This is a genomic window from Chitinophaga niabensis (assembly GCF_039545795.1).
GTDB lineage: Bacteria > Bacteroidota > Bacteroidia > Chitinophagales > Chitinophagaceae > Chitinophaga > Chitinophaga niabensis_B.
The window spans coordinates 4,116,619-4,135,707 of sequence record NZ_CP154260.1; the positions used below are offsets into that span (position 1 = coordinate 4,116,619).

General features: G+C 45.0%; 16 protein-coding genes. 5 read left to right on the top strand and 11 right to left on the bottom strand.

Annotated elements, in window-relative coordinates; all coding sequences use genetic code 11:
• Positions 1–59 precede the first annotated feature (59 nt).
• The 3 genes from AAHN97_RS16160 to AAHN97_RS16170 all read right to left on the bottom strand — a co-directional run bounded on the left by AAHN97_RS16160 (position 60) and on the right by AAHN97_RS16170 (position 1,924).
• Entirely contained in the window at positions 60–638 is a 579-nt protein-coding gene (locus tag AAHN97_RS16160; RefSeq protein ID WP_343303089.1) for a Crp/Fnr family transcriptional regulator, read from the bottom strand.
• 7 nt (positions 639–645) lie between these two features.
• Entirely contained in the window at positions 646–1,275 is a 630-nt protein-coding gene (locus AAHN97_RS16165) for a hypothetical protein (RefSeq protein WP_343303090.1), read from the bottom strand.
• Positions 1,276–1,468: 193 nt separating this feature from the next.
• Positions 1,469–1,924, bottom strand: coding sequence for a GNAT family N-acetyltransferase (locus AAHN97_RS16170; RefSeq protein WP_343303091.1), 456 nt, complete (start codon positions 1,922–1,924; stop codon positions 1,469–1,471).
• A gap of 30 nt (positions 1,925–1,954) precedes the next feature.
• On the opposite strand from AAHN97_RS16170, the gene AAHN97_RS16175 reads away from it, so the two are divergent.
• The 4 genes from AAHN97_RS16175 (at position 1,955) to AAHN97_RS16190 (ending at position 6,320) form a co-directional block, all read left to right on the top strand.
• A complete protein-coding gene (locus AAHN97_RS16175) occupies positions 1,955–2,704 on the top strand; it encodes an AraC family transcriptional regulator (RefSeq protein ID WP_343303092.1) in 750 nt (249 codons plus the stop codon).
• Between the two features lie 9 nt (positions 2,705–2,713).
• Positions 2,714–3,853, top strand: coding sequence for an FAD-dependent oxidoreductase (locus AAHN97_RS16180; RefSeq protein ID WP_343303093.1), 1,140 nt, complete (start codon positions 2,714–2,716; stop codon positions 3,851–3,853).
• 54 nt (positions 3,854–3,907) lie between these two features.
• A complete protein-coding gene (locus tag AAHN97_RS16185; RefSeq protein WP_343303094.1) occupies positions 3,908–5,137 on the top strand; it encodes an MFS transporter in 1,230 nt (409 codons plus the stop codon).
• Between the two features lie 73 nt (positions 5,138–5,210).
• Positions 5,211–6,320: a glycoside hydrolase family 43 protein gene (locus AAHN97_RS16190; RefSeq protein WP_343303095.1), complete on the top strand. Its 1,110-nt coding sequence runs from the start codon at positions 5,211–5,213 to the stop codon at positions 6,318–6,320.
• 41 nt (positions 6,321–6,361) lie between these two features.
• On the opposite strand, the gene AAHN97_RS16195 is transcribed toward AAHN97_RS16190, so the two are convergent.
• Positions 6,362–8,953 carry a DUF7133 domain-containing protein gene (locus AAHN97_RS16195; RefSeq protein WP_343303096.1) on the bottom strand — a complete coding sequence of 864 codons (2,592 nt, stop codon included), beginning with the start codon at positions 8,951–8,953 and terminating at the stop codon, positions 6,362–6,364.
• Positions 8,954–9,035: 82 nt separating this feature from the next.
• Between AAHN97_RS16195 and AAHN97_RS16200 the strand changes: the two genes are divergently transcribed.
• Positions 9,036–9,425: an MmcQ/YjbR family DNA-binding protein gene (locus AAHN97_RS16200; protein ID WP_343303097.1), complete on the top strand. Its 390-nt coding sequence runs from the start codon at positions 9,036–9,038 to the stop codon at positions 9,423–9,425.
• 109 nt (positions 9,426–9,534) lie between these two features.
• Here the strand turns inward: AAHN97_RS16200 and AAHN97_RS16205 are convergent, their stop codons facing one another.
• The 7 genes from AAHN97_RS16205 to AAHN97_RS16235 form a co-directional block, all read right to left on the bottom strand.
• Positions 9,535–10,089, bottom strand: a complete 555-nt coding sequence (locus AAHN97_RS16205) for a dihydrofolate reductase family protein (protein ID WP_343303098.1) — start codon at positions 10,087–10,089, stop codon at positions 9,535–9,537.
• A 27-nt stretch (positions 10,090–10,116) separates the two neighbouring features.
• Positions 10,117–12,249: an outer membrane beta-barrel family protein gene (locus AAHN97_RS16210; protein WP_343303099.1), complete on the bottom strand. Its 2,133-nt coding sequence runs from the start codon at positions 12,247–12,249 to the stop codon at positions 10,117–10,119.
• Between the two features lie 66 nt (positions 12,250–12,315).
• A complete protein-coding gene (locus tag AAHN97_RS16215; protein WP_343303100.1) occupies positions 12,316–13,065 on the bottom strand; it encodes a LytR/AlgR family response regulator transcription factor in 750 nt (249 codons plus the stop codon).
• Positions 13,058–14,890, bottom strand: a complete 1,833-nt coding sequence (locus tag AAHN97_RS16220; protein ID WP_343303101.1) for a tetratricopeptide repeat-containing sensor histidine kinase — start codon at positions 14,888–14,890, stop codon at positions 13,058–13,060. The genes AAHN97_RS16215 and AAHN97_RS16220 overlap by 8 nt, the downstream gene beginning before the upstream one ends.
• Before the next feature lie 78 nt (positions 14,891–14,968).
• Positions 14,969–17,395 (bottom strand): ABC transporter permease, encoded by a 2,427-nt coding sequence (locus AAHN97_RS16225; RefSeq protein ID WP_343303102.1) that lies wholly within the window; start codon positions 17,393–17,395, stop codon positions 14,969–14,971.
• Positions 17,396–17,525: 130 nt separating this feature from the next.
• Entirely contained in the window at positions 17,526–18,272 is a 747-nt protein-coding gene (locus AAHN97_RS16230) for an SDR family oxidoreductase (RefSeq protein WP_343303103.1), read from the bottom strand.
• 80 nt (positions 18,273–18,352) lie between these two features.
• Entirely contained in the window at positions 18,353–18,904 is a 552-nt protein-coding gene (locus AAHN97_RS16235; protein WP_343303104.1) for a ferritin-like domain-containing protein, read from the bottom strand.
• Positions 18,905–19,089 lie beyond the last annotated feature (185 nt).

Genomic DNA, 19,089 nt, shown 5'->3' on the forward strand with positions numbered 1-19,089 from the left:
TTTTCAGGATCAAAATTAAACCAGCTTCTATATTCAAAAATGGGGCATTTGCCCCAAAATCAGAGTTTTTGCCTGATCCTGAAAAGTGTTTTCCGGTCAATGCCCAGATAAGAAGCGATATCCTCTTCTCTTGCTATATCAAGAATACCCGGATTGTCCTTCATTAATTTCTCCAGGTTCACCTCAGGGGTTTTACCTTTCATCTCTTCACGTTCCTCCGCCAGCTTATAGTAATACAACACAGCTTTACTGTCAATTTCTCTGAAATCCGGGAAGTTCTCAATCAGCCAGGCGTAATTATCATATGATAATTCAACGGTGATCATATCATCAAGTGCTTTGATCCAACCATTGCTGAGTTTTTGCTCATGAAAGCTTTCCGGTCTGATAATTATTTTCCCTGGCCCCATGAACCATTGAACCAAATACTTATCATCAATTTTCTTATACCCTTTTACATAACCTGAATAGGAAAAATAACAATATCTGCAAACAACCCCGGATTCTTCGATCACATCATTTTTCCAGAAACGCCTGATGCTGGTTACGCCAAGGATAGCCAGTTTCAACTCCTCACTTAACGTCCCAAAGTATGAGAGTGCCTTAAACATGGTATCATAAACTAAATCTCTGTCCATAATTATATCAATACCGGGTCAAAAAATCAATACGATTGTTTTTCTGCAACTCCTTCAGCCGTTTTTCCGTAACCCCAATGCAATGTTTAAGATAAACACCCGGGATCCGCTCCAGCTTAAAACCATGGACCTCCTGGATCCATTCATATCTGTCTCTGTCATTAGTTAATACACAATTACTGATCTTCTTTATCTTTATAGAATACGCATGTATTAATACCATATAAAGCAGGTCGAAGCCTTTGCAGTGTGTCTTAAGCCATAGATAGTCCTCATGACTAAGACTAAACGCCAGTGTATCCTCCAGCGCAACCAGGCTATACTCATTCGGCATTCTTTTTTCCTCGCCAAAACTGAATTTATCTACTGTAAAGGCATAGTCATGTTCGGCCCTGACCCATTTGATCTTTTCCGGTTTCAGTTCCTGGCCTTCATAACACATCACCAGTCCTTTGATAATAAAATAAGAATGCGTGGATAAGCTACCTGCCTTGATAAAAACATCATTCATTTTAAACTGAACCATATTGGTTCTGTCCATGAATTTTTTCCAATCGATATAAGACAGTCTTTTGCACGTGCATAATCTTCTGTACAATGCAGCATATGCTTCTTCTTCTGAAGGAATGTTCTCCATAAAAACCAGGTTTAAAATTATTGTTGTACGCTCTCCCCTGCTATGGGTTTAATTTTTGGTTAAGACGATTTTGGTGTTAAAAAAGAGGTCAAATTTATTTGTGCAAAAATGGGGCTTAGGGTTCTTAAATAGGGCCCGAATTTAGGAAAATTTCAATATTCAGCAAATATTTCTGGTGCTAACCTTCTTTACTTTATTCAAGTTCATACCGCATCTCCGTCAGGATCTGTTTGAACCCCGCCTTCTCATACGCCCTTACTGCAGCATTATTCTCTGTATAAACTTCCAGTCTCACTTCTTTCACGCCCTTCGATTTTATCCAGGCCTTAAGCCCCTCAATCAACTGTTGATTCAGTCCCTGCCCCCTATACTCAGGCAGCACAAACATAAATCCAAGATGAGCATACGCCGCATATCGCAGATAAGATTTTGCAGGCCTGATCTGCGCATAACCACAGCCAATCAGCTTACCATCCACCTCCAGCACCAGCAGTTCAGAGTCATCCCGTTCAATCAATTCTTTCAGGTCATAGTAGATAAGATCACCTTCCTGCAGGGTAACATCAAATGGTCTTTCGGCATTCACCAGCAGCTGCAGGAATTCAGCGAGTACAGGAAGGTCATTGAGAGAAGCGCGTCTTGTATTCATAAAACAAAATTACAACGTAACTTGTAAACCATGAACAATAACTTCCATTACAAATTCATAGAACCGGATAAATCCCTGGCTGACTTTGTAGAAAGCATCGGCATGTTTCATAACCCCACAGATGAAGCAAAAGAAGTTGTTGTAATCCCTGATGGCAGAATCGATCTGTTTTTCACACAATCTCTCACGGAACCTTTCCATGTTTTACTCATGGGCCTGGAAACCGAACCCGAACAAAGAAGTGTTCCACCGAAAACACTCACTTTCTCCATCAGCTTTAAACCCCTCGCCGTTGAATACATCCTACCCACCCCTATCGCCGGTTTCCTGAATAGCGCCAAAGATCTACCCAATGATTTTTGGGGTTTCACTGCGGATGATCTGAAGGACTTTGACGCATTCTATAAGAAAGCTCACCAAAAGATCGCAGCACCCAAAGAGATCGATGAACGAAAACGTAAACTTTTCGATCTCATCTATTCAAGCAACGGTGAAATGAGCATAAAGGAACTCTCTGAAAAGGTTTTCTGGAGCAGCAGGCAGATAAACCGCTATTTCAACCAGCAATTCGGCCTTTCTTTAAAAGCATTCTGTAAGATCCTGCGTTTCAGGGCATCACTGGAACATATTGCACAGGGAAAACTCTTCCCTGAACTTAACTTCGCAGACCAAAACCATTTCATCAAAGAAATAAAGAAATTTTCCGGCGTAGTACCCAAAGAACTCTTCAAAAACCAAAACGACCGATTTGTACTATTATCCGTTCTGAAGCAAAAGTAGCTTTGCACCATGTTATTACAGAATAAAGAGATCGCCATCGTTGGCGGTGGCCCGGGTGGGCTCACATTAGCCAGGCTTTTACAGCTTAAAGGTGCAAACATAAAAGTTTATGAACGTGACCTGAACAAAGATGCCCGTGTACAGGGTTCTCCGCTGGACCTGCATGATGAGTCCGGACTGGCGGCCATCACTAAAGCAGGGCTACTGGATGAGTTTAAGAAGAATTACATGCCTGGTGCAGACAGGCTAACGATCACCAATGAACTGGGAGAGATCTTCCACAGCGATCACGAAACCAAACCAGCAGAAAATTTCGGCCATCAGCATTTCCGCCCTGAAATAGATCGGGGTGCCTTAAGAAAGATCTTATTAGCATCCCTGCAGCCAGGAACCGTAGTTTGGAATCACCACTTTCTTTCCATGGAACCGCAAAAAGAAGGTTGGCTACTCCATTTCAAAAACGGCACAACCGCCTGCGCAGATCTTGTGATCGCCGCGGATGGCGCCAATTCTAAGATCCGCCCGTACATCACAGATATCAAGCTTTTCTACTCGGGAATTACCATGCTGGAGGGCATCGTAGTGAACAACATCCCGCAGATCAAATCATTGCTCAGAGGAGGCAAGGTCATGGCTTTTGGAAACAAAAAGGATATTTTAATGGGACAAAAAGGCAACGGGGAGATAGGTTTTTACGCAAGCTTCAAAGCAGCCGAAAACTGGGCAAAAAATAACGGCCTGGATTACACGGATAATGCTCAAATGCTCACCTGGTTCAAAAGAGAGTATGCCGAATGGAGCAGCATCTGGTACGAATTGTTTGAAAACGCAGCAGCACCTTTTATCCCAAGACCCATATACTGCATGCCCTTAGATCAAACCTGGCAATCCCTGCCCAACCTAACCATGCTGGGCGATGCCGCGCATGTAATGCCGCCCTTTGCAGGAGAAGGGGTGAACATGGCCATGCTGGATGCCCTGGAACTGAGTGAATGTTTAACCTCCGGAGAACCGGAACCTATAGCTAAATATGAAACCAATATGCGAAAAAGGGCGGCCGTTATGGCAAAAGAGTCCCTGGAAAACGGGGAACGTATGCATGCTGAAGACGCCTTAAATACCATGTTGCGCTTTTTTGAGGCACATTAATATACTTGCATAAATAATTTTTACTATTTTAGTCAGAATCTACAATCTACGTTTATGACTAACGATGTTAACAAAAGCGCACTTTTCAATGGTAGTTGTTTTGCCCTCATCACAACTGCCTTCACCTTTGCCATCAGGGCAGGTATCCTGCCTCAGCTCGGCCAGCAGTTCAATCTGACAGCCGAAGAACTGGGTTTCATCAATTCCATGTGGTTCCTGGGCTTCCCCATTTCCATGATCATTGGTGGATTGGTATACCACAGCTTTGGCCCCAGGAATATCATGCGGGTGGCATTTGTGGCCCATACCTTAGGAATTATACTCACTATTTATGCCACTGGTTATACCGGTCTTCTTATTTCCACGCTGTTTATCGGCTTCGGGAATGGATGTACCGAGGCAGCCTGTAACCCTATGATCGCAGATCTCTGGTCCGGTGTGAAAATGAACAAAATGCTGAACAGGTTCCATATGTGGTTCCCCGGAGGTATCGTAATCGGCAGCCTGATCTCCAAATTCATGACGGACGCCAATTTAAGCTGGCAGCTGCAGATGTGGGTACTCATGATCCCCACTGTCATATATGCTTTCCTGTTTTATGGCAAAACTTTCCCTAAAGCACAGGTAGAAGGCGCTGCTTCATTGTCCGAGAACCTCAAAGCCATGGTATCTCCCCTGTATATATTCCTGTTTTGCTGCATGGCACTTACGGCGATAACAGAATTCGGTCCCCAGCAATGGGTAGGTCTTATTATGGCCAGCAGCGGTGCCAGCCCAATGCTCATTCTGGCATTGGTTACCGGTTTAATGGCTGTGGGCAGATATTTTGCAGGCCCCGCTGTAGCAAAACTGGGACAAACAGGCGTACTGCTGGGTTCCGCTATTTTTGCCACTATCGGCATTTACCTGTTCAGTACTGTAACTGGCCCGCTGGTATACCTGGCGGCAATATGTTTTGCAATAGGCGTTTGTTATTTCTGGCCAACCATGGTTGGAGCGGTAGCACAGAGAGTTCCCCTTAGCGGAGCTTTAGGTATGTCCATCATTGGAGGAGTAGGCATGTTCTCTACCTCCATCTTCCAGCCGATCATCGGCAGATGGATCGATAAGGCCACTGCCGAAAGTGCAGCAAAAGGATTGACCGGAGATGCATTAACACTCGCTGCAGGACAGGAAACACTGGCAAAGATCACTATATTCCCTGCTATACTGATTGTACTGTTCATTGTACTATTTATCTGGCAGCGAAAAAATAAAACAGAAGGTGCAGTAGCCGGTCATTAATACCAAAAGCCACGCATCAAAAAAAATAAACCCGCTCCCTGAGTGGGTTTATTTTTATCACAAAACTGAAACCATGAAACGAACAGCAAAGATCCTGGCAGGACTCAGTCTGTTGATATGCCAGCACATCAACGCACAAAGTACCTATAAGAATCCACTCCCGGTAGAATTCGGAGACCCATATGTACTGCAGGTAAAAGGTGATAAATACTACATGTACGGCACCGGCAATGCCAAAAACGGATTTGCGGCGTATTCCTCTGCAGACCTGGTGAACTGGAAAAACGAAGGCCAGGTATGGCATGCCGGTAACAAAAACGGCTGGAGTGATTCTACCGCTGCATGGGGCGGCGCGTATTGGGCCCCTGAAGTCTATGAATACAAAGGAAAGTATTACATATTCTATAGCGCACAATGGAAAGAAAACCCCACGAAGGAACTGGAAAACTTTCGTATTGGCGTAGCTGTGGCAGATCATCCCACAGGGCCATTCACCGATCTGAATACCAAACCCATATTTGATCCCGGTTACCCTGTTATTGATGCCAATGTACTTTTCGATAAAAGTGGTAAGATCTACCTGTACTACTCGCGCTGCTGTTACAAACATGCGGTAAAAAGTGAAGTAGCCACATGGGCCAGAGAAAAGGGATGGTTTAACGAGATAGAGGAAAGCTGGGTCTACGGCGTTGAACTAAAACCTGATTTCAGCGGCGTAATAGGCGAGCCGGTAATGCTGCTACGCCCTCCCGTGAAGATGAGTGACAAACAAGCAGAATGGGAAAGCCGCTCCGTTACATCAAAAGAAGTAAACCGCCGTTGGACGGAAGGTTCTGTTATCTTCAAAAAAGGAGATATTTACTATATGATGTACTCTGCTAACTATTTCGGCGGCAAGAACTACGCTGTGGGATATGCTACTTCTAAAAGTCCGCTGGGCCCGTTTAAGAAAGCAGCCAACAACCCCGTTTTGCAAAAAAACGGAGGCATAGTAACAGGAACTGGCCATAACAGCATCACGTACTCCCCGGACGGCAAAGAAATGTTCTGCGTATATCACGCGCGCACATCGGCAACGGGTGATAAACGCGTAGTTTTTATTGATAAAATGAAGATCTTAAAAGACGGGAAACTCATTGTAGAAGGCCCAACCACTACGCCACAGGCAATACCTGCTAAATAAAAAAAAGGCTTGTAATCTCACTTACAAGCCTTTTTTAATTTCTATTTCTTCTGCTGCGCCAGGAAAGTCACCAGCGAAGCCAGCTCATCATATGATAATGCATTCGCAAGGCCCGGAGGCATCATAGACGTTTTCATCTCCTTACGGCTCAGAATATCAGATGCTTTTACAGTGTACACATTACCGCCAATATCCCTCAGCACCACTCTCGCAGCCGTTTCTTCGGTAACAAAACCCATATAGGATTTACCGCCTTTCGCAGTGATCGTTACTGTAGAAAACCCTTGTGAGATAGAGGCATTAGGTTTAAGAATGGATTCTGTGATCTGTTCACGGTTCATGATAGATCCGATCTGCCCCATGAAAGGCCCTTTCATCTTCTCTCCTTTACTAACGCTGTGGCAGGCAACGCAACCCTGGCTGGTGAACAGCAATTTTCCTTTAGCCGGATCACCTTTTAAATTATTAACGGCAATCAAAACATCTTCGATAGACGCTTTACCTACCTGGCCTTTTTTATTTTTGATCTTCTCCAGGTCTATTTTAGCTTCTTTAGCCACAGGCGCATCCGCCTTTTTCAAAGGAGCAAATGCAGCAATATCCATCCTGTGACGTGCATCCAGGTCCCTGAAATACTGTTTCTGTGCAGGTACTTTCAGCGCTTCTTTCTGCAGGAATTTTTCTATAGCAGGTGATCCTTCCCAAAGCACGGCTTTGTAATACGGGCCATGTGAATCCGGCCTTGTACCCCACCACCAGGATGCATCATAATCAGCTTCTTTTTTGTAAAGACGAGCTAACGTAGTAATGATCTGCTTCTTCAGCTTTGCATCCTTGGATAACGCATACGCAGCTATCAAACCGCTCACCGCTTTCTGATCGTGCATGTAACGCAGTGTCCATAATGCAAGCGCTGAATTTTTACCATTGATCCCCGCTACAGCTGCATCTACTGCATGCATACTTACAAGTGCCTGTACAGCCAGGTGAGGTAATACAATAGCAGAATTTGGTGTCGCGTGAGGGCCTTCCACATCTTTGGCAGGCGCCACAAAGGATGCCGGAACCGGGGTTTCCAGCAATGCAGCAGCTGCATCAACACGGCCTAAACGTCCCAGCCCTATTATAGCTGCAGCGCGTACGCGTGGGGAAGCATCTTTAAGGCCTTCCAGGAAAGGTTCTTCAGCAACATTGCTGAGGATCCCCTTACGATCAGCCAAAGCGCGTAAAGCATATTCCCTTACTGCAGCATCTTTTGTAAATGCCGTTAAAGCAGGGATCCCTTCTGCTCCTGCCGCCTGTGCATAGGTATAAATACCAGCGATGCGGCTATATAATGGCAATGTTGCATCAGAAGCGATGGCTAATGCAGCCTGTTTATCACCACGGGCAATCAGTTCCTGCGAAGCATTTAAACGCGCTACAGCACTCGCTGATTTAAGCAAGCCTGCCAATTCTTCAACAGAAGCTTTGGTTAAATCCGGGAATGCCTTATAAGTCCAGTCGTTAGGCACCGCGCGGATCACATAACCTTTACTGGCGCTACCGGAATAACCAGCCCCGTCCCATGCAGAGAGGAAAAGCCTGCCGGAACCATCCACATCCAGGTCTGTGATCTGAGCAAGTTGAATAAATTCTTCTTCTTTCTGGGTGAAAGTAGGGCCATCAGGTGTTACCCTGTGAATGTACAGCATGCTGCGACCCCAATCTGCCATCATGGGAACGTTATTGTATTTCTCAGGCCAGTTGGGTTCGGACATAAACAGGGCACCAGTACCGGAACCTCCGCCAACGTCCACCAAAGCAGGCAATATTTCATCCGTAAAATGCTGGAACAATACGGGGTAGCCGTATTCTCCGGATTGGATATGATGAGAGAACCGCACATTCCATCCGCCACCATCATTGGTATTCTCTCTCGTGAACACGTTCATATATGGGTCAATAGCCACATCATAAACGTTACGGGTTCCATGGGTGAAGATCTCCATTTCTGTACCATCGGGGCGTACCCTTACAACCCCTCCGCCCAGCATGGTCAGTTTCTTTCCGGAACGGTCTGTGGCGTTATGGAATCCAAAATCTCCTACAGAGATATAGATCCAGCCATCAATACCCATCCGTATGCCATTGGTAGCATGGTCTGTTCCACGCTCCTGGATATATTTGGTATTACTGAGGTTTTCTACGAGTGGTTTCGGAGCACCATCTGCTTTGCCGTCCCCGTCTTTATCTTCAAAAACCACCAGGGCCATGCCGGTAGCTTTTTTGGTTTCTTTGGAAAAGGTGGTGTGCAATACAAACACCTGTTTGCCCAGCACAAGGATGCCGCGGGGATTATCCACTTCTGCAAAGTCGATGTGTTCATCCATTTTACCATCATTGTCCTTGTCGGTCAGCTTAAGGATCCTGCCTTTTCCGGGATCTTTACCCAGGGAGCCTATCATATCCACACCTACATACACCTCTCCGGTTGGAGCAACTGCAAGACAGGCCGGGCTGGGTGTTACATCCGGGCCGGAAAATCTGGTAATGGTTAATTCAGATGGATTGTTGGGAGTTTTCTGAAAGTATTGATCCGCTCCAATAAGTACTGCGAGCGAGTAGACGAGGCCAATAGAAAAATTTGTCATTTGTATCTGCTGTTAAATTAATGTGGTACCACCAAATGCTTATCAAAAGAGCCTGTCAAAATAGAAAAAATTATTTTTCAGGATGGAATTATTTTTTGGGCGGCATCCCTACCTTCGTATCATGAATGTTGAAGATATACAAGCCATCTGCCACAAGCTGCCGGCAGTAACGGAAGATATCAAATGGGGTAATGACCTCGTGTTCTCTATCGGAGACAAAATGTTCTGCGTGGTAGGCCTGGAGCAATCCCCTGTCACCGCTTCCTTCAAAGTAAGGGATGAGGAGTTCGAAGAAATGAGCAGCCGGCCCGGTTTTAAACCAGCACCCTATGTAGCCAAATATAAATGGGTGTTTATTACCGATACCAATAAAATGAAAAAGAAAGAGTGGGAACATTACCTCAGGCAATCCTACGACCTCGTAAAAGACAAATTACCCGCAAAACTGAAAAAGAAACTGGGCCTCCAATAATCGAAAAACATTTCGGCGATTGACATTGTTATCCCTTATATGAAGGATATAACAACGGCAGAAGATGTACGGCAGCTGGTGGATGCTTTTTATGAAAAGATCAAGACCACTACTGTAATGTATAGCTCTCCAGTATAATCCCCGAACTGTATCCTTTCACATCCAGCAATTTTAGCTTATGCCGGTCCTTTATATCCTTAAACAAGGGCTTGCCCTGCCCTAAAATAACGGGATGCACCGCCAGCCTGAAAACATCAATAAGATGTAGATTAAGGAAGGTAGTGATGAGATCACTTCCTCCGTACAACCAGATATTCTTTCCGGGCTGCTGCTTTATTTCCTCCACTGTTTCTTTAATGTTGGTGTTAATGAAAACAGCATTAGTACCATCACCTTTCATCGTTCTGGAGAAAACATACTTCTTTTTGCTGTGCAGGAGTTTGTAGGCCTCTTTCAAAGAAGCATCATCCCCTTCAGCCTGTACATTTCCCCATTTCTCGTAGCTTTTCCTGCCATAAAAGATAATATCCTTATCAGCCAGGATCTCCTGCAGCACATCAGCGTAAGAAACACTTTCATCCCGCACAAGCCAGTCCAGCTCCCCATTGGAGCCTTCTATCAGGCCGTCCATTGAAATGGCCAGGTTCAGCACTATCTTTCTCATACCAGGGATTATCGCAACAAATATGCCTTAATTCCCCATACGGCTCTTCTCATCTGAGTTATTGGCATCTATCCTTTTCTTCGCAAACTCCTTCCCGGCGCTGAAGCTCCATACAAAAGAAAGGGAGGCTGTTCTGGTGGGCCTTTTCTGGTAAAAGTTGACGGTGGTGTTATTGTACCGGGTTATCTCCTGTTCCCTGAAAGTATTAAACAGGTCTGTAAAGCTTAACCTGATCCTTCCTTTGTTCTTCAGCACTTTTTTGGTAAACCCGATATCTGTAAAAAACACATACAACCGCTTTGCATTGGCAAGGGTCTGAGGGGAATTATATTCCACATACAGATCTATTTCCATTACTTTTTTCCAGTCGTAGGTATGGAAGGTTTTGAGAGAAATAGAGGTACGGGAGATCCGTACCTCATCTAAATCAGCGGTAGCACGATATAGCAGTAAGCCGTTATCAGTGCGCCAGTTCTTCAGAATGGTGAGCGGCCCACTCAAAGACAAACCAAATTCCGTGTTCCCCGGAAAATTCTTTGACATGTGCTCAATCACACGTTCCTCAATAGTTCGGGCAGTTTGTGCTATATATAAAGTGGAAGATTTAAAATATAGATCTGCCGTGTACTCCCGGTGCCAGGTATAACCTGCCTGAATGCTATTCGTAGATTGGGGTTTCAAGTTTGGGTTGCCTGTCAGCACAGCAAAATCATTCACCTGCAGGCGGTAAGGATTAAGATCATTGTAAGCTGGTCTTCTTACACGTCTTGCATAGTTCAGATGGATGGAATTTCCCTTCTGCTCTTCCAGCGTATGATCAATGAACACAGAAGGATACCAGCCAAAATAATTCTGCCGGATGGTTTGCCCGGAAATAAGGGAATATCCTTTGGAACTGGTCTGTTCTCCCCTTAGCCCGGCTTTCAGGCTGGTGCGGTGGATCAGCTTTTCAAAAGAACCATAGAACATCAGCAGCTGTTCATCATATAAAAAATCATCACTGCGCGCAGGGTTCTTTACCCAGTTACCTGTTGTTTCATTTTCCGCGGTGATGGTATTATGCCGGTTAACCTGTACATATTTGATCCCAGCCCTCACCAAAGATTTACCACGAAGCGCCTGTGTATAATCTGCCTGTGCGCTGTACATATCTGTGGTGCTGGGTGTAAGGGTGCGGAAGCCATTGCTCATGGAAGGATCACTATACATGGAAATGAGCGTATTGGATTCTTCTTTACTGCTGCTGGCATAATCCCCTATTACTTTCAGGGAAGAGCCAATGGTATCTATCGTCCAGGCATAACTGAGTGTAGTACTGCTGAAGCGGGGCCTTCTGATCCAGTCTGTATTGGCAGTACCTGTTACAGTATCTGTGGGCCGCTGATAAGTTAAAGCGGAATTGAAGCGCTGCAGCAACTGGCTGTTATTGCCATTGTGCTGTATGTTGATGGTATGCCTTGGAGAGAAATCGTATACAATGCCTGCACGGTATTGCTGCCTTGAATTATTATTATCCCTGGTATTGAAATTATAGATATAACTTTTATCAGGATAAGTAGTCGCTGTTCTGCCGATATAAAAGCTGTTATCCTTCACGTAATTATATCCGCCGAAGATGTACCACTTCTTCATTTTATAATCCAGTGAAGCACCTGCTCCCGCATAAGGTTTTTTACCCTGCTGTTTGTATTGGGCATTGAATGTGCCTGTTATACCCTGCCTCCTCGCTTTTTTGAGGATGATATGCACAATGCCGCCGGTAGAGGCAGCTTCATATTCTGAAGGAGGATTGGCGATCACTTCTATTCTGCTGATATCTTCCGAGCGCAGGGTTTTCAGGTATTCGGATAGCTCCAGGCCCGTCATGCGCTGCACAATATCATTGATCATCACAGTAACGGACTGGTTACCGGTAATACGGATATTGCCATCGGGGCTTACCCAAAGACCGGGGGATTTCTGTAGTACATCCATACCGTTATAACCATTGGCCAGGGCACTGTTTTCAATATGTACAATATAACGGTCTGCTTTCCGGGTAACCATAGGTGGCCGGCCTGTTATCTGCACTTCCTTTAATGTTCTTACAGTATCTTTCTTTTGAGCCGCAGCGCCCTGCATGCATATAATGAATAGTATGATCCCGGCGGCTGTTTTCATACTTTAAAGCTATTGCAGGAGCATAGCAGATCAAAGCGGGAATGAGTAGTTGACGGGGATGAATGATTACTTGCCGGGCTGCAATTTCTTCAGCAGCATTTCTTTGCGGGAACGGGATACGTCAATACTGGCGCCATCACTCATTTGCAGGCTGCCACCCTCTCCCCTGTTATATTTCCTGACCTCGTTCAGGTTCACAAGATAAGAATGATGCACACGCAGAAAACGATGTTCTTCCAGCATCTCTTCTATTTCCTTTAAAGTACGGGAGATGATCAGCTTCTGGCCATCTGCCAGGTTGAAAATAGTATAGTTACTGCTGGAGCTGCAATACAGGATGGCATCCACCGGAATGATCTGCAGCCCTTCCAGGGTTGGTAAAGCAATGCGGTTTTCTACAGGCCGTGGTTGCTGGAATTTGGATAACAGGAGCTCCATCTGCTGCTGCAAAGAAGGTGATTTCTTACCGGTAACCCTGTTCACGGCCGCTTTCAGATCTTCAGGGTCAACAGGTTTCAGCAGGTAATCCAATGCACTGAAACGGATAGCTCTAATAGCATATTGATCATAACTGGTGGTAAAAATGCATTCAAAAGAAACGGGCGCTAATATTTCCAGTAATTCAAATCCGTTCAGATAAGGCATTTCAATATCCAGGAACACCAGCTGAGGTTGCAATTCACGAATAATTTTCACCGCCTCTTTCGCATTATTGCAAACGGCGGTAATGGTAACATCCGGACAATTCTTCTTCAATAAAGTCACCAATGCCTGTGCGGCATAATGCTCATCGTCTACGATCACGGCATTAATCATGGACCAGTTTATTATGGATCTTTAGTATCACTTTAGTACCTGCAATTTCACCTTTTTCATTCACAATATCTTCCGTTACAAAAGAAGCATCCCCGTTCTCTCCGTTAAACAATGCCAGCCTTTCTGCACTTAACCTGTTCCCAAAAGACGCGCCTTTTTCAACAGCGCCGGACCTGAATGCCGCTGCTTTTTCCCGGCCAATACCATTATCACGGATCACACAGATCAGCACATCTTTTTTCATGCTGAAACTAATACGCAGTTCACCCTTTCCTTCTTTGTGCAACAGCCCATGCCAGATCGCATTTTCGCAAAAGGGTTGGAGGATGAAGGAAGGAACAAAGATCATGGAGGGATGTAAACCGGGTTCGAACTCAATGGAATATTCAAATACTTCCCTGAACCGCAATTGCTCCATGTTCAGATAAAGCCGGAGCATGGACAGTTCTTCTTCAAGGGTGATGGTTGTTTTACCGGCATTCACTAATACGGTACGGATGAGCTTTGAAAAACGGGTGAGGTATTCAGAGGCCCTGTCTCCCTCTTCATTGAGAATGAAATGGTTGATAGAGCTCAGGCAATTAAAGATAAAATGCGGGTTCATCTGTGCCCGCAGGGCCTTCATTTCCAGTTCAGCAGCCCTTTGTTTCAAACGCAGCTTTTCATTCCTGTGCCGCAGGATGGTGGCCAGCAATGTAATAAGCCCTAACACCATAATAGCACCTACACATGCAATGAGAATGTTACGCTGTGACTTCAGCTTATTGGCTTCTGCCTCCTGTTTGGAGCTGAATAGTTTTCGTTTAAAAGCTTCGGAGATTACAGAGTCTTTGACCAAAAGATACTGTTTATGATACTCCAGTGCTTTCCGGCTATCACCACTGGCTTCATAAATAGCAGAGAGTAGTTCATAAGCATCTCTTTTATTCTGCCTTGCACCCCGCACAGAAGAAAGAGCAAGAGAACCCTCAACCATTGATAAAGCCTCCGGCAGATTATTTCTTATCAGGTTGATCTTGCCCAAGCCCAGCATGCTGCCGATAATGATGTTGATATCTGTCAGCATTTTGGCTTCCTTATACAGAGAATCGTAATATTTGAAAGCGATATCGTATTTTTTCTCCATGAGGTAAGTATGCCCCATCTTCAGGCGAACGATCTTGCCTTTGATATTACCACTAAGTGATTTACGATAGCATTCCCGGGCTTCTCTGATCTGCCCCTGCACAGCATACAATTCTCCCATGCGGTGATAGAGCTCGCGGTAAGGATATCCTCCATCCTGGTAGGGCCATGATGCTTCTGCCTTCCTGTAATATGCCATGGCCGTTTCATAGTCCCCCATGTTCTTGTACAGGTTGCCCATCTGCACCAGCGATAAAATATAGTTCTGGTTATTCTTACCTCCTTCAAAATAATCCAGCGCCTCTGTTATTATTTTGAAAGCATTATCGTAATCGCCCATGTCGTCATAGATATTAGCCAGGATCCTCAGTGCAATACCCTGGCCACCCTTGTCACCTACATGGCGGAAATGTTTAAGGCTTAGTTTTACGGTATCAACCGCATCATAAAATTTCCCATTATACCATACTGCCTGCCCAATACCGAACAACGCATCTGCCAGGAGGCCTTCATCATGAATTTCCAGTGCTATATCCATGGCACGGTGATACATTTCCCAGGCGTCCAGCGGTAAAAAGCGCCAGAGGTAATTATTTCCTTCCTGAACATAGTGATGAGCATCCTGCCTCTTGTCAGGATCCGCCTTTAAGGGCTGGCTGAAAAGGAAATATATAAGTATGAGGCAGATGGATCTGTGCATGATAGCCATAAAACTACCAAAATCCCCTCAATGTTGTATTCCTGAATGATCCGTTTGCAGGATCGGGTGAGTAATTTGCTAATTATCTGTCTTCAAACTCCTTGCCGGGTTCATAAATGCCGCCTTAACGCTTTGCACACTAATGGTCAGTAACGTGATGATCATAGCTCCCAATCCTGCAACCGCAAAGATCCACCAGGATAATGTTGCACGGTAAGGGAAATTATCCAGCCAGTTATGCATGAAGTAATAAGCCACCGGTATAGCCATCAGTAAGGAAATAATCACCAGCACTGCGAAGTCTTTGGACAACATGTACCATATATTCAATACTGAAGCACCCAGCACTTTCCTGACACCGATCTCTTTTGTACGCTGCTCTGCGGTGAAGGAAGACAAACCAAATAAACCCAGGCAGGAAATAAAAATGGCCAGTATGGAAAAGAAAGCCACCAATGTACCGAAACGCTCTTCTGCAGCAAATTTTGCTGTATACACCTCATCCACAAACTTATAATCGAAAGGAGCAGATGGGATCAGCTTCCTGAACACTTCTTCTATTTTTGAAAGGCTCTGGCTCATACTAACGCCTGGTTTCACCCTGATATTGATCCAGTTTACATTCCCGTTCAGTGCCTTCACAAAGAACAATGTTGGCTTCACCGGTTTATAAGGAGATTCCATCACCACATTCCGGATCACACCTAATACTTTGTAAGGATATGGTGGATTGTCCCGCCACTTCCAGGTAATGGTTTCGCCCACAGGATTGGCCAGCCCGATGTATTGTGCGGCGGCTTCGTTCATTACCACACCGGAGGAATCACTGGCAAGGTCCCTTGAAAAATCACGCCCTGCAATGAACTGCCAGCCCACTGTTTTACCATACTCATGGGTAATAGCCAATGTACCCATACTTTCATCCTTCGCAGGATCTTTTCCCAGCCAGTCAAAGCCCTCGTTGGAAGATACCACCTCTGTAACGCCTCCCATGGATTCAGACATTTCTGCTACCATGCCCGTATTTAAAAGTGATGTTCTGAGCAGATCATACTTCCCCCTAAAATCTGCTGATTTCATTTCCATCATCAGCAGCCCTTCTCTTGTGTAGCCCACCGGCCGGTCCTTGGCAAAATTAACCTGCCGGTAGATCACCAGCGTGCATATCACCAAAGCCACTGAAACGGTGAACTGCATTACTACTAATGCCTTTCGTGGAATAACGGCAAAGCGCCCTGCCTGGTAAGTTCCCTTTAATACTTTGATGGGTTTAAAAGAAGAGAGATATAACGCAGGATAACTTCCTGCCAATACACTGGTAATAAATATAAAGCCGAAGCTGATCAGCCAGAAATATATATTCCCCCACAACATCCTCATCTCTTTAGCCGCCAGTTGATTGAATGCAGGCAGGAAAATGGCCACCAGCAGGCAGGCCAGGGCAAAAGAAAACGTAACTACCAGGAAAGCTTCACTATAGAACTGGAAGATCAGCTGCTTGCGCATGGAACCCAGTGCCTTGCGGATCCCTGTTTCCCTGGCTCTTTTCGCTGACCGGGCTGTACTCAGGTTCATAAAATTAATGCAGGCCAGCAGCAGCACAAAAATGCCGATAATACCGATCAGCCATACCATCCGCAAAGGACTGGTGCCGGAAGACCTGAGGTTGTCAGGGTATAAATGCCAGCGGCTCATGGGATATAAAGACACTGCCATCTTTTGTTCTACCTGCTCCTTAAATTTCTCCATGCCACGGATATTTTCCTGCATGGCATTGCTGATATTTTTATTCACGATTGCCAGATCCGTTCCCGGTTTGATCTCCGCATACAACCTGATGAAATTGTTACTCCAGTCGTTGATAGCACGTTTCTGTATCCAGTCGTTCTGCATCTCCCAGAGTTTCCAGGCAGAAAGGAACTTAACGTCTTTGAACTGTGAATTCAGGGGAAGGTCTTCATAAACACCGGTTACTTTCAGCTGCGTTTTATTATTCATGGTCACACTCCGGCCAACAGGATCGGCATCCCTGAATAATGCTTTAGCAGCGGATTCGCAAAGCATAATGGAATAAGGATCATTCAATCCTGACCGGCTGCCTGCTTTCATTTTCAGGCTAAGCATCTCAGGGGCACCTTCATCCATGAACTGTCCCTTCCGGGATATGATCTCTTCTCCTGCTGAAAGGATATACTCCTGCACCCAGGATGCCCTTACAATATGCGAGAAGTTGTCTTTATAATCTTTTGCCAATGCCGTGGCCAAGGGATAAGGCAGCGAATTATTGACGAAGGGACCATCTTTAACATCCATTCCGCTGCTGATCACCTGGGCAATGCGGTCATAATTTGCATGATACTTATTGAAGGAGAGTTCGTCCCATACCCAGAGGCCATTAAAAAGCACGATGGTAATACCAACGGCAAGCCCGCCAATATTGATCAATGAAGAAACTTTGTTGTTGATAAGACTGCGCCAGGCAATCTTGACATAGTTTTTAATCATACGGCTGAGGGATTTGCTATCCTGCCGGGAAAAGTATGCCAACTTACATTCCTGTTGATTTTCAATATTTTAATCTATAAAACTAAACTGATCATGTCCGTTTTCGTTACAGGGGCCGTCCGCTTACGGATCAGATGATCTGTTTATGCGGGCGGACCTTTAATTCCACCACATCACACCGTTTAGGTTGAGAAAGTATATAAAGGATAGATTCCGCAATATCTTCAGCCTTCAGCATTTCCAGTCTTTCTTCTTTCTCCCTTTGCTCTTCCGGGCTTGAAGGCTGCATATCCGTTCCAACAGCACCGGGTTCCAGCAGGGTTACTTTAATGCCCATTGGATTCAACTCTTTGCGAAGCGATTCTGAAAATCCCTGGATACCGGCTTTTGTGGCTACATATACAGTACTGGTCCCTCCGCGGGTATCCGCACTCATGGAACCCACATTAATGATATGCCCGCCTCCGTTTTCTTTCATCCGTTTGGCAGCTTCCTGTGCACAGGCAAGATACCCGAGTACATTTACATTGATCACATAGGCCATATCCTCATAGGAAGTCTCCATCAGGCCCTTTGCACCTAAGGCCGCATTGTTGATCAGGAAGTCCAGCTTGCCCAGGAACCCATCCACATGCTGAAATACAAATGCCACATTTTCTTTGCTGGATACATCCGCCAGTACACCCATCACTTCATCTTCGAGCTGCATCTTTTTTACATCGTCCATCGTATCTGCCAGGTGTTTTTCATCTGTACCAAAGAAAAGTATTTTCACCCCTTGTGAAGCCAGCAACAATAGTGCTGCTCTTCCTATGCCCGTTGTACCACCTGTGATCAGTGCCGTTTTTCCCTGAAGGGGTTTATTTATTCCTTCCATAAAAAATAATTTATAAGGAAGGGCCTTGTCTCCGGACAGGCCCTTCTTTGATAGAGGATTGAGGATAATATTCAACTTTGTTACTCTTCGCTTGCATCTTCATTAATGCTGCTTACTGCTACTTCTGTTAAAGCAACATCTGTTTCTTTTTCATTTTCCAGAATGCCTTCCAGTAAGTCCACTACTTCCGTATGACCCATGTTTTCCGCAAATGTTCTTAAGGTGCCGTAAGTAGCTATCTCGTAATGTTCCACTTTCTGTGCTGCGAGGATCAATCCGGCATCCCTGATCATGGTTCCTGCTTCCGTATCGCTGATAATGCTCTCTGCTTCTTTTACCAGGCCTTCCATGGCATCACATTTTTTTGCTGCAGCTTTTTCGCCCAGCAACTCAAATATTTGTTCTAATGTTGTTGCATGCCCTTCTGTTTCTTCTGTATGTTTTTCAAATGCTGCGGCCAATTCAGGGCTCGTAGCCGCTTCCTGCATTTTGGGCAAAGCCTTTATGAGATGCTGCTCAGCCCAGTAAATGTCTTTTAGTTCATCTACAAAAAATTCATGAAAAGCTGAATTTTCCATTTTACCACTTTTCCCCTGAGGTTTGTTCTTAGTGGATTTTGCACCTGTAGCCATATGTTTAAGTTTTAGAAGTATCAACACCCAAAATGCATGCCTTATAAATCACCCTAAACAGCTGCAGATCATGTAGATAATCTTCCCCGGATAGACGCAGTATATGACTAACAGGAATTATTCTCCACAAATAAGCTGCAGTTTTGATTGGCATAATTTTATCTGCTTTGAAGAAGCATGCAAAA

Bases quoted from the DNA above. Each gene is read 5' to 3' on its own strand.
- AAHN97_RS16160 (WP_343303089.1), bottom strand. From the start codon at position 638: ATGGACAGAGATTTAGTTTATGATACCATGTTTAAGGCACTCTCATAC.
- AAHN97_RS16165 (WP_343303090.1), bottom strand. From the start codon at position 1,275: ATGGAGAACATTCCTTCAGAAGAAGAAGCATATGCTGCATTGTACAGA.
- AAHN97_RS16170 (WP_343303091.1), bottom strand. From the start codon at position 1,924: ATGAATACAAGACGCGCTTCTCTCAATGACCTTCCTGTACTCGCTGAA.
- AAHN97_RS16175 (WP_343303092.1), top strand. From the start codon at position 1,955: ATGAACAATAACTTCCATTACAAATTCATAGAACCGGATAAATCCCTG.
- AAHN97_RS16180 (WP_343303093.1), top strand. From the start codon at position 2,714: ATGTTATTACAGAATAAAGAGATCGCCATCGTTGGCGGTGGCCCGGGT.
- AAHN97_RS16185 (WP_343303094.1), top strand. From the start codon at position 3,908: ATGACTAACGATGTTAACAAAAGCGCACTTTTCAATGGTAGTTGTTTT.
- AAHN97_RS16190 (WP_343303095.1), top strand. From the start codon at position 5,211: ATGAAACGAACAGCAAAGATCCTGGCAGGACTCAGTCTGTTGATATGC.
- AAHN97_RS16195 (WP_343303096.1), bottom strand. From the start codon at position 8,953: ATGACAAATTTTTCTATTGGCCTCGTCTACTCGCTCGCAGTACTTATT.
- AAHN97_RS16200 (WP_343303097.1), top strand. From the start codon at position 9,036: ATGGAATTATTTTTTGGGCGGCATCCCTACCTTCGTATCATGAATGTT.
- AAHN97_RS16205 (WP_343303098.1), bottom strand. From the start codon at position 10,089: ATGAGAAAGATAGTGCTGAACCTGGCCATTTCAATGGACGGCCTGATA.
- AAHN97_RS16210 (WP_343303099.1), bottom strand. From the start codon at position 12,249: ATGAAAACAGCCGCCGGGATCATACTATTCATTATATGCATGCAGGGC.
- AAHN97_RS16215 (WP_343303100.1), bottom strand. From the start codon at position 13,065: ATGATTAATGCCGTGATCGTAGACGATGAGCATTATGCCGCACAGGCA.
- AAHN97_RS16220 (WP_343303101.1), bottom strand. From the start codon at position 14,890: ATGCACAGATCCATCTGCCTCATACTTATATATTTCCTTTTCAGCCAG.
- AAHN97_RS16225 (WP_343303102.1), bottom strand. From the start codon at position 17,395: ATGATTAAAAACTATGTCAAGATTGCCTGGCGCAGTCTTATCAACAAC.
- AAHN97_RS16230 (WP_343303103.1), bottom strand. From the start codon at position 18,272: ATGGAAGGAATAAATAAACCCCTTCAGGGAAAAACGGCACTGATCACA.
- AAHN97_RS16235 (WP_343303104.1), bottom strand. From the start codon at position 18,904: ATGGCTACAGGTGCAAAATCCACTAAGAACAAACCTCAGGGGAAAAGT.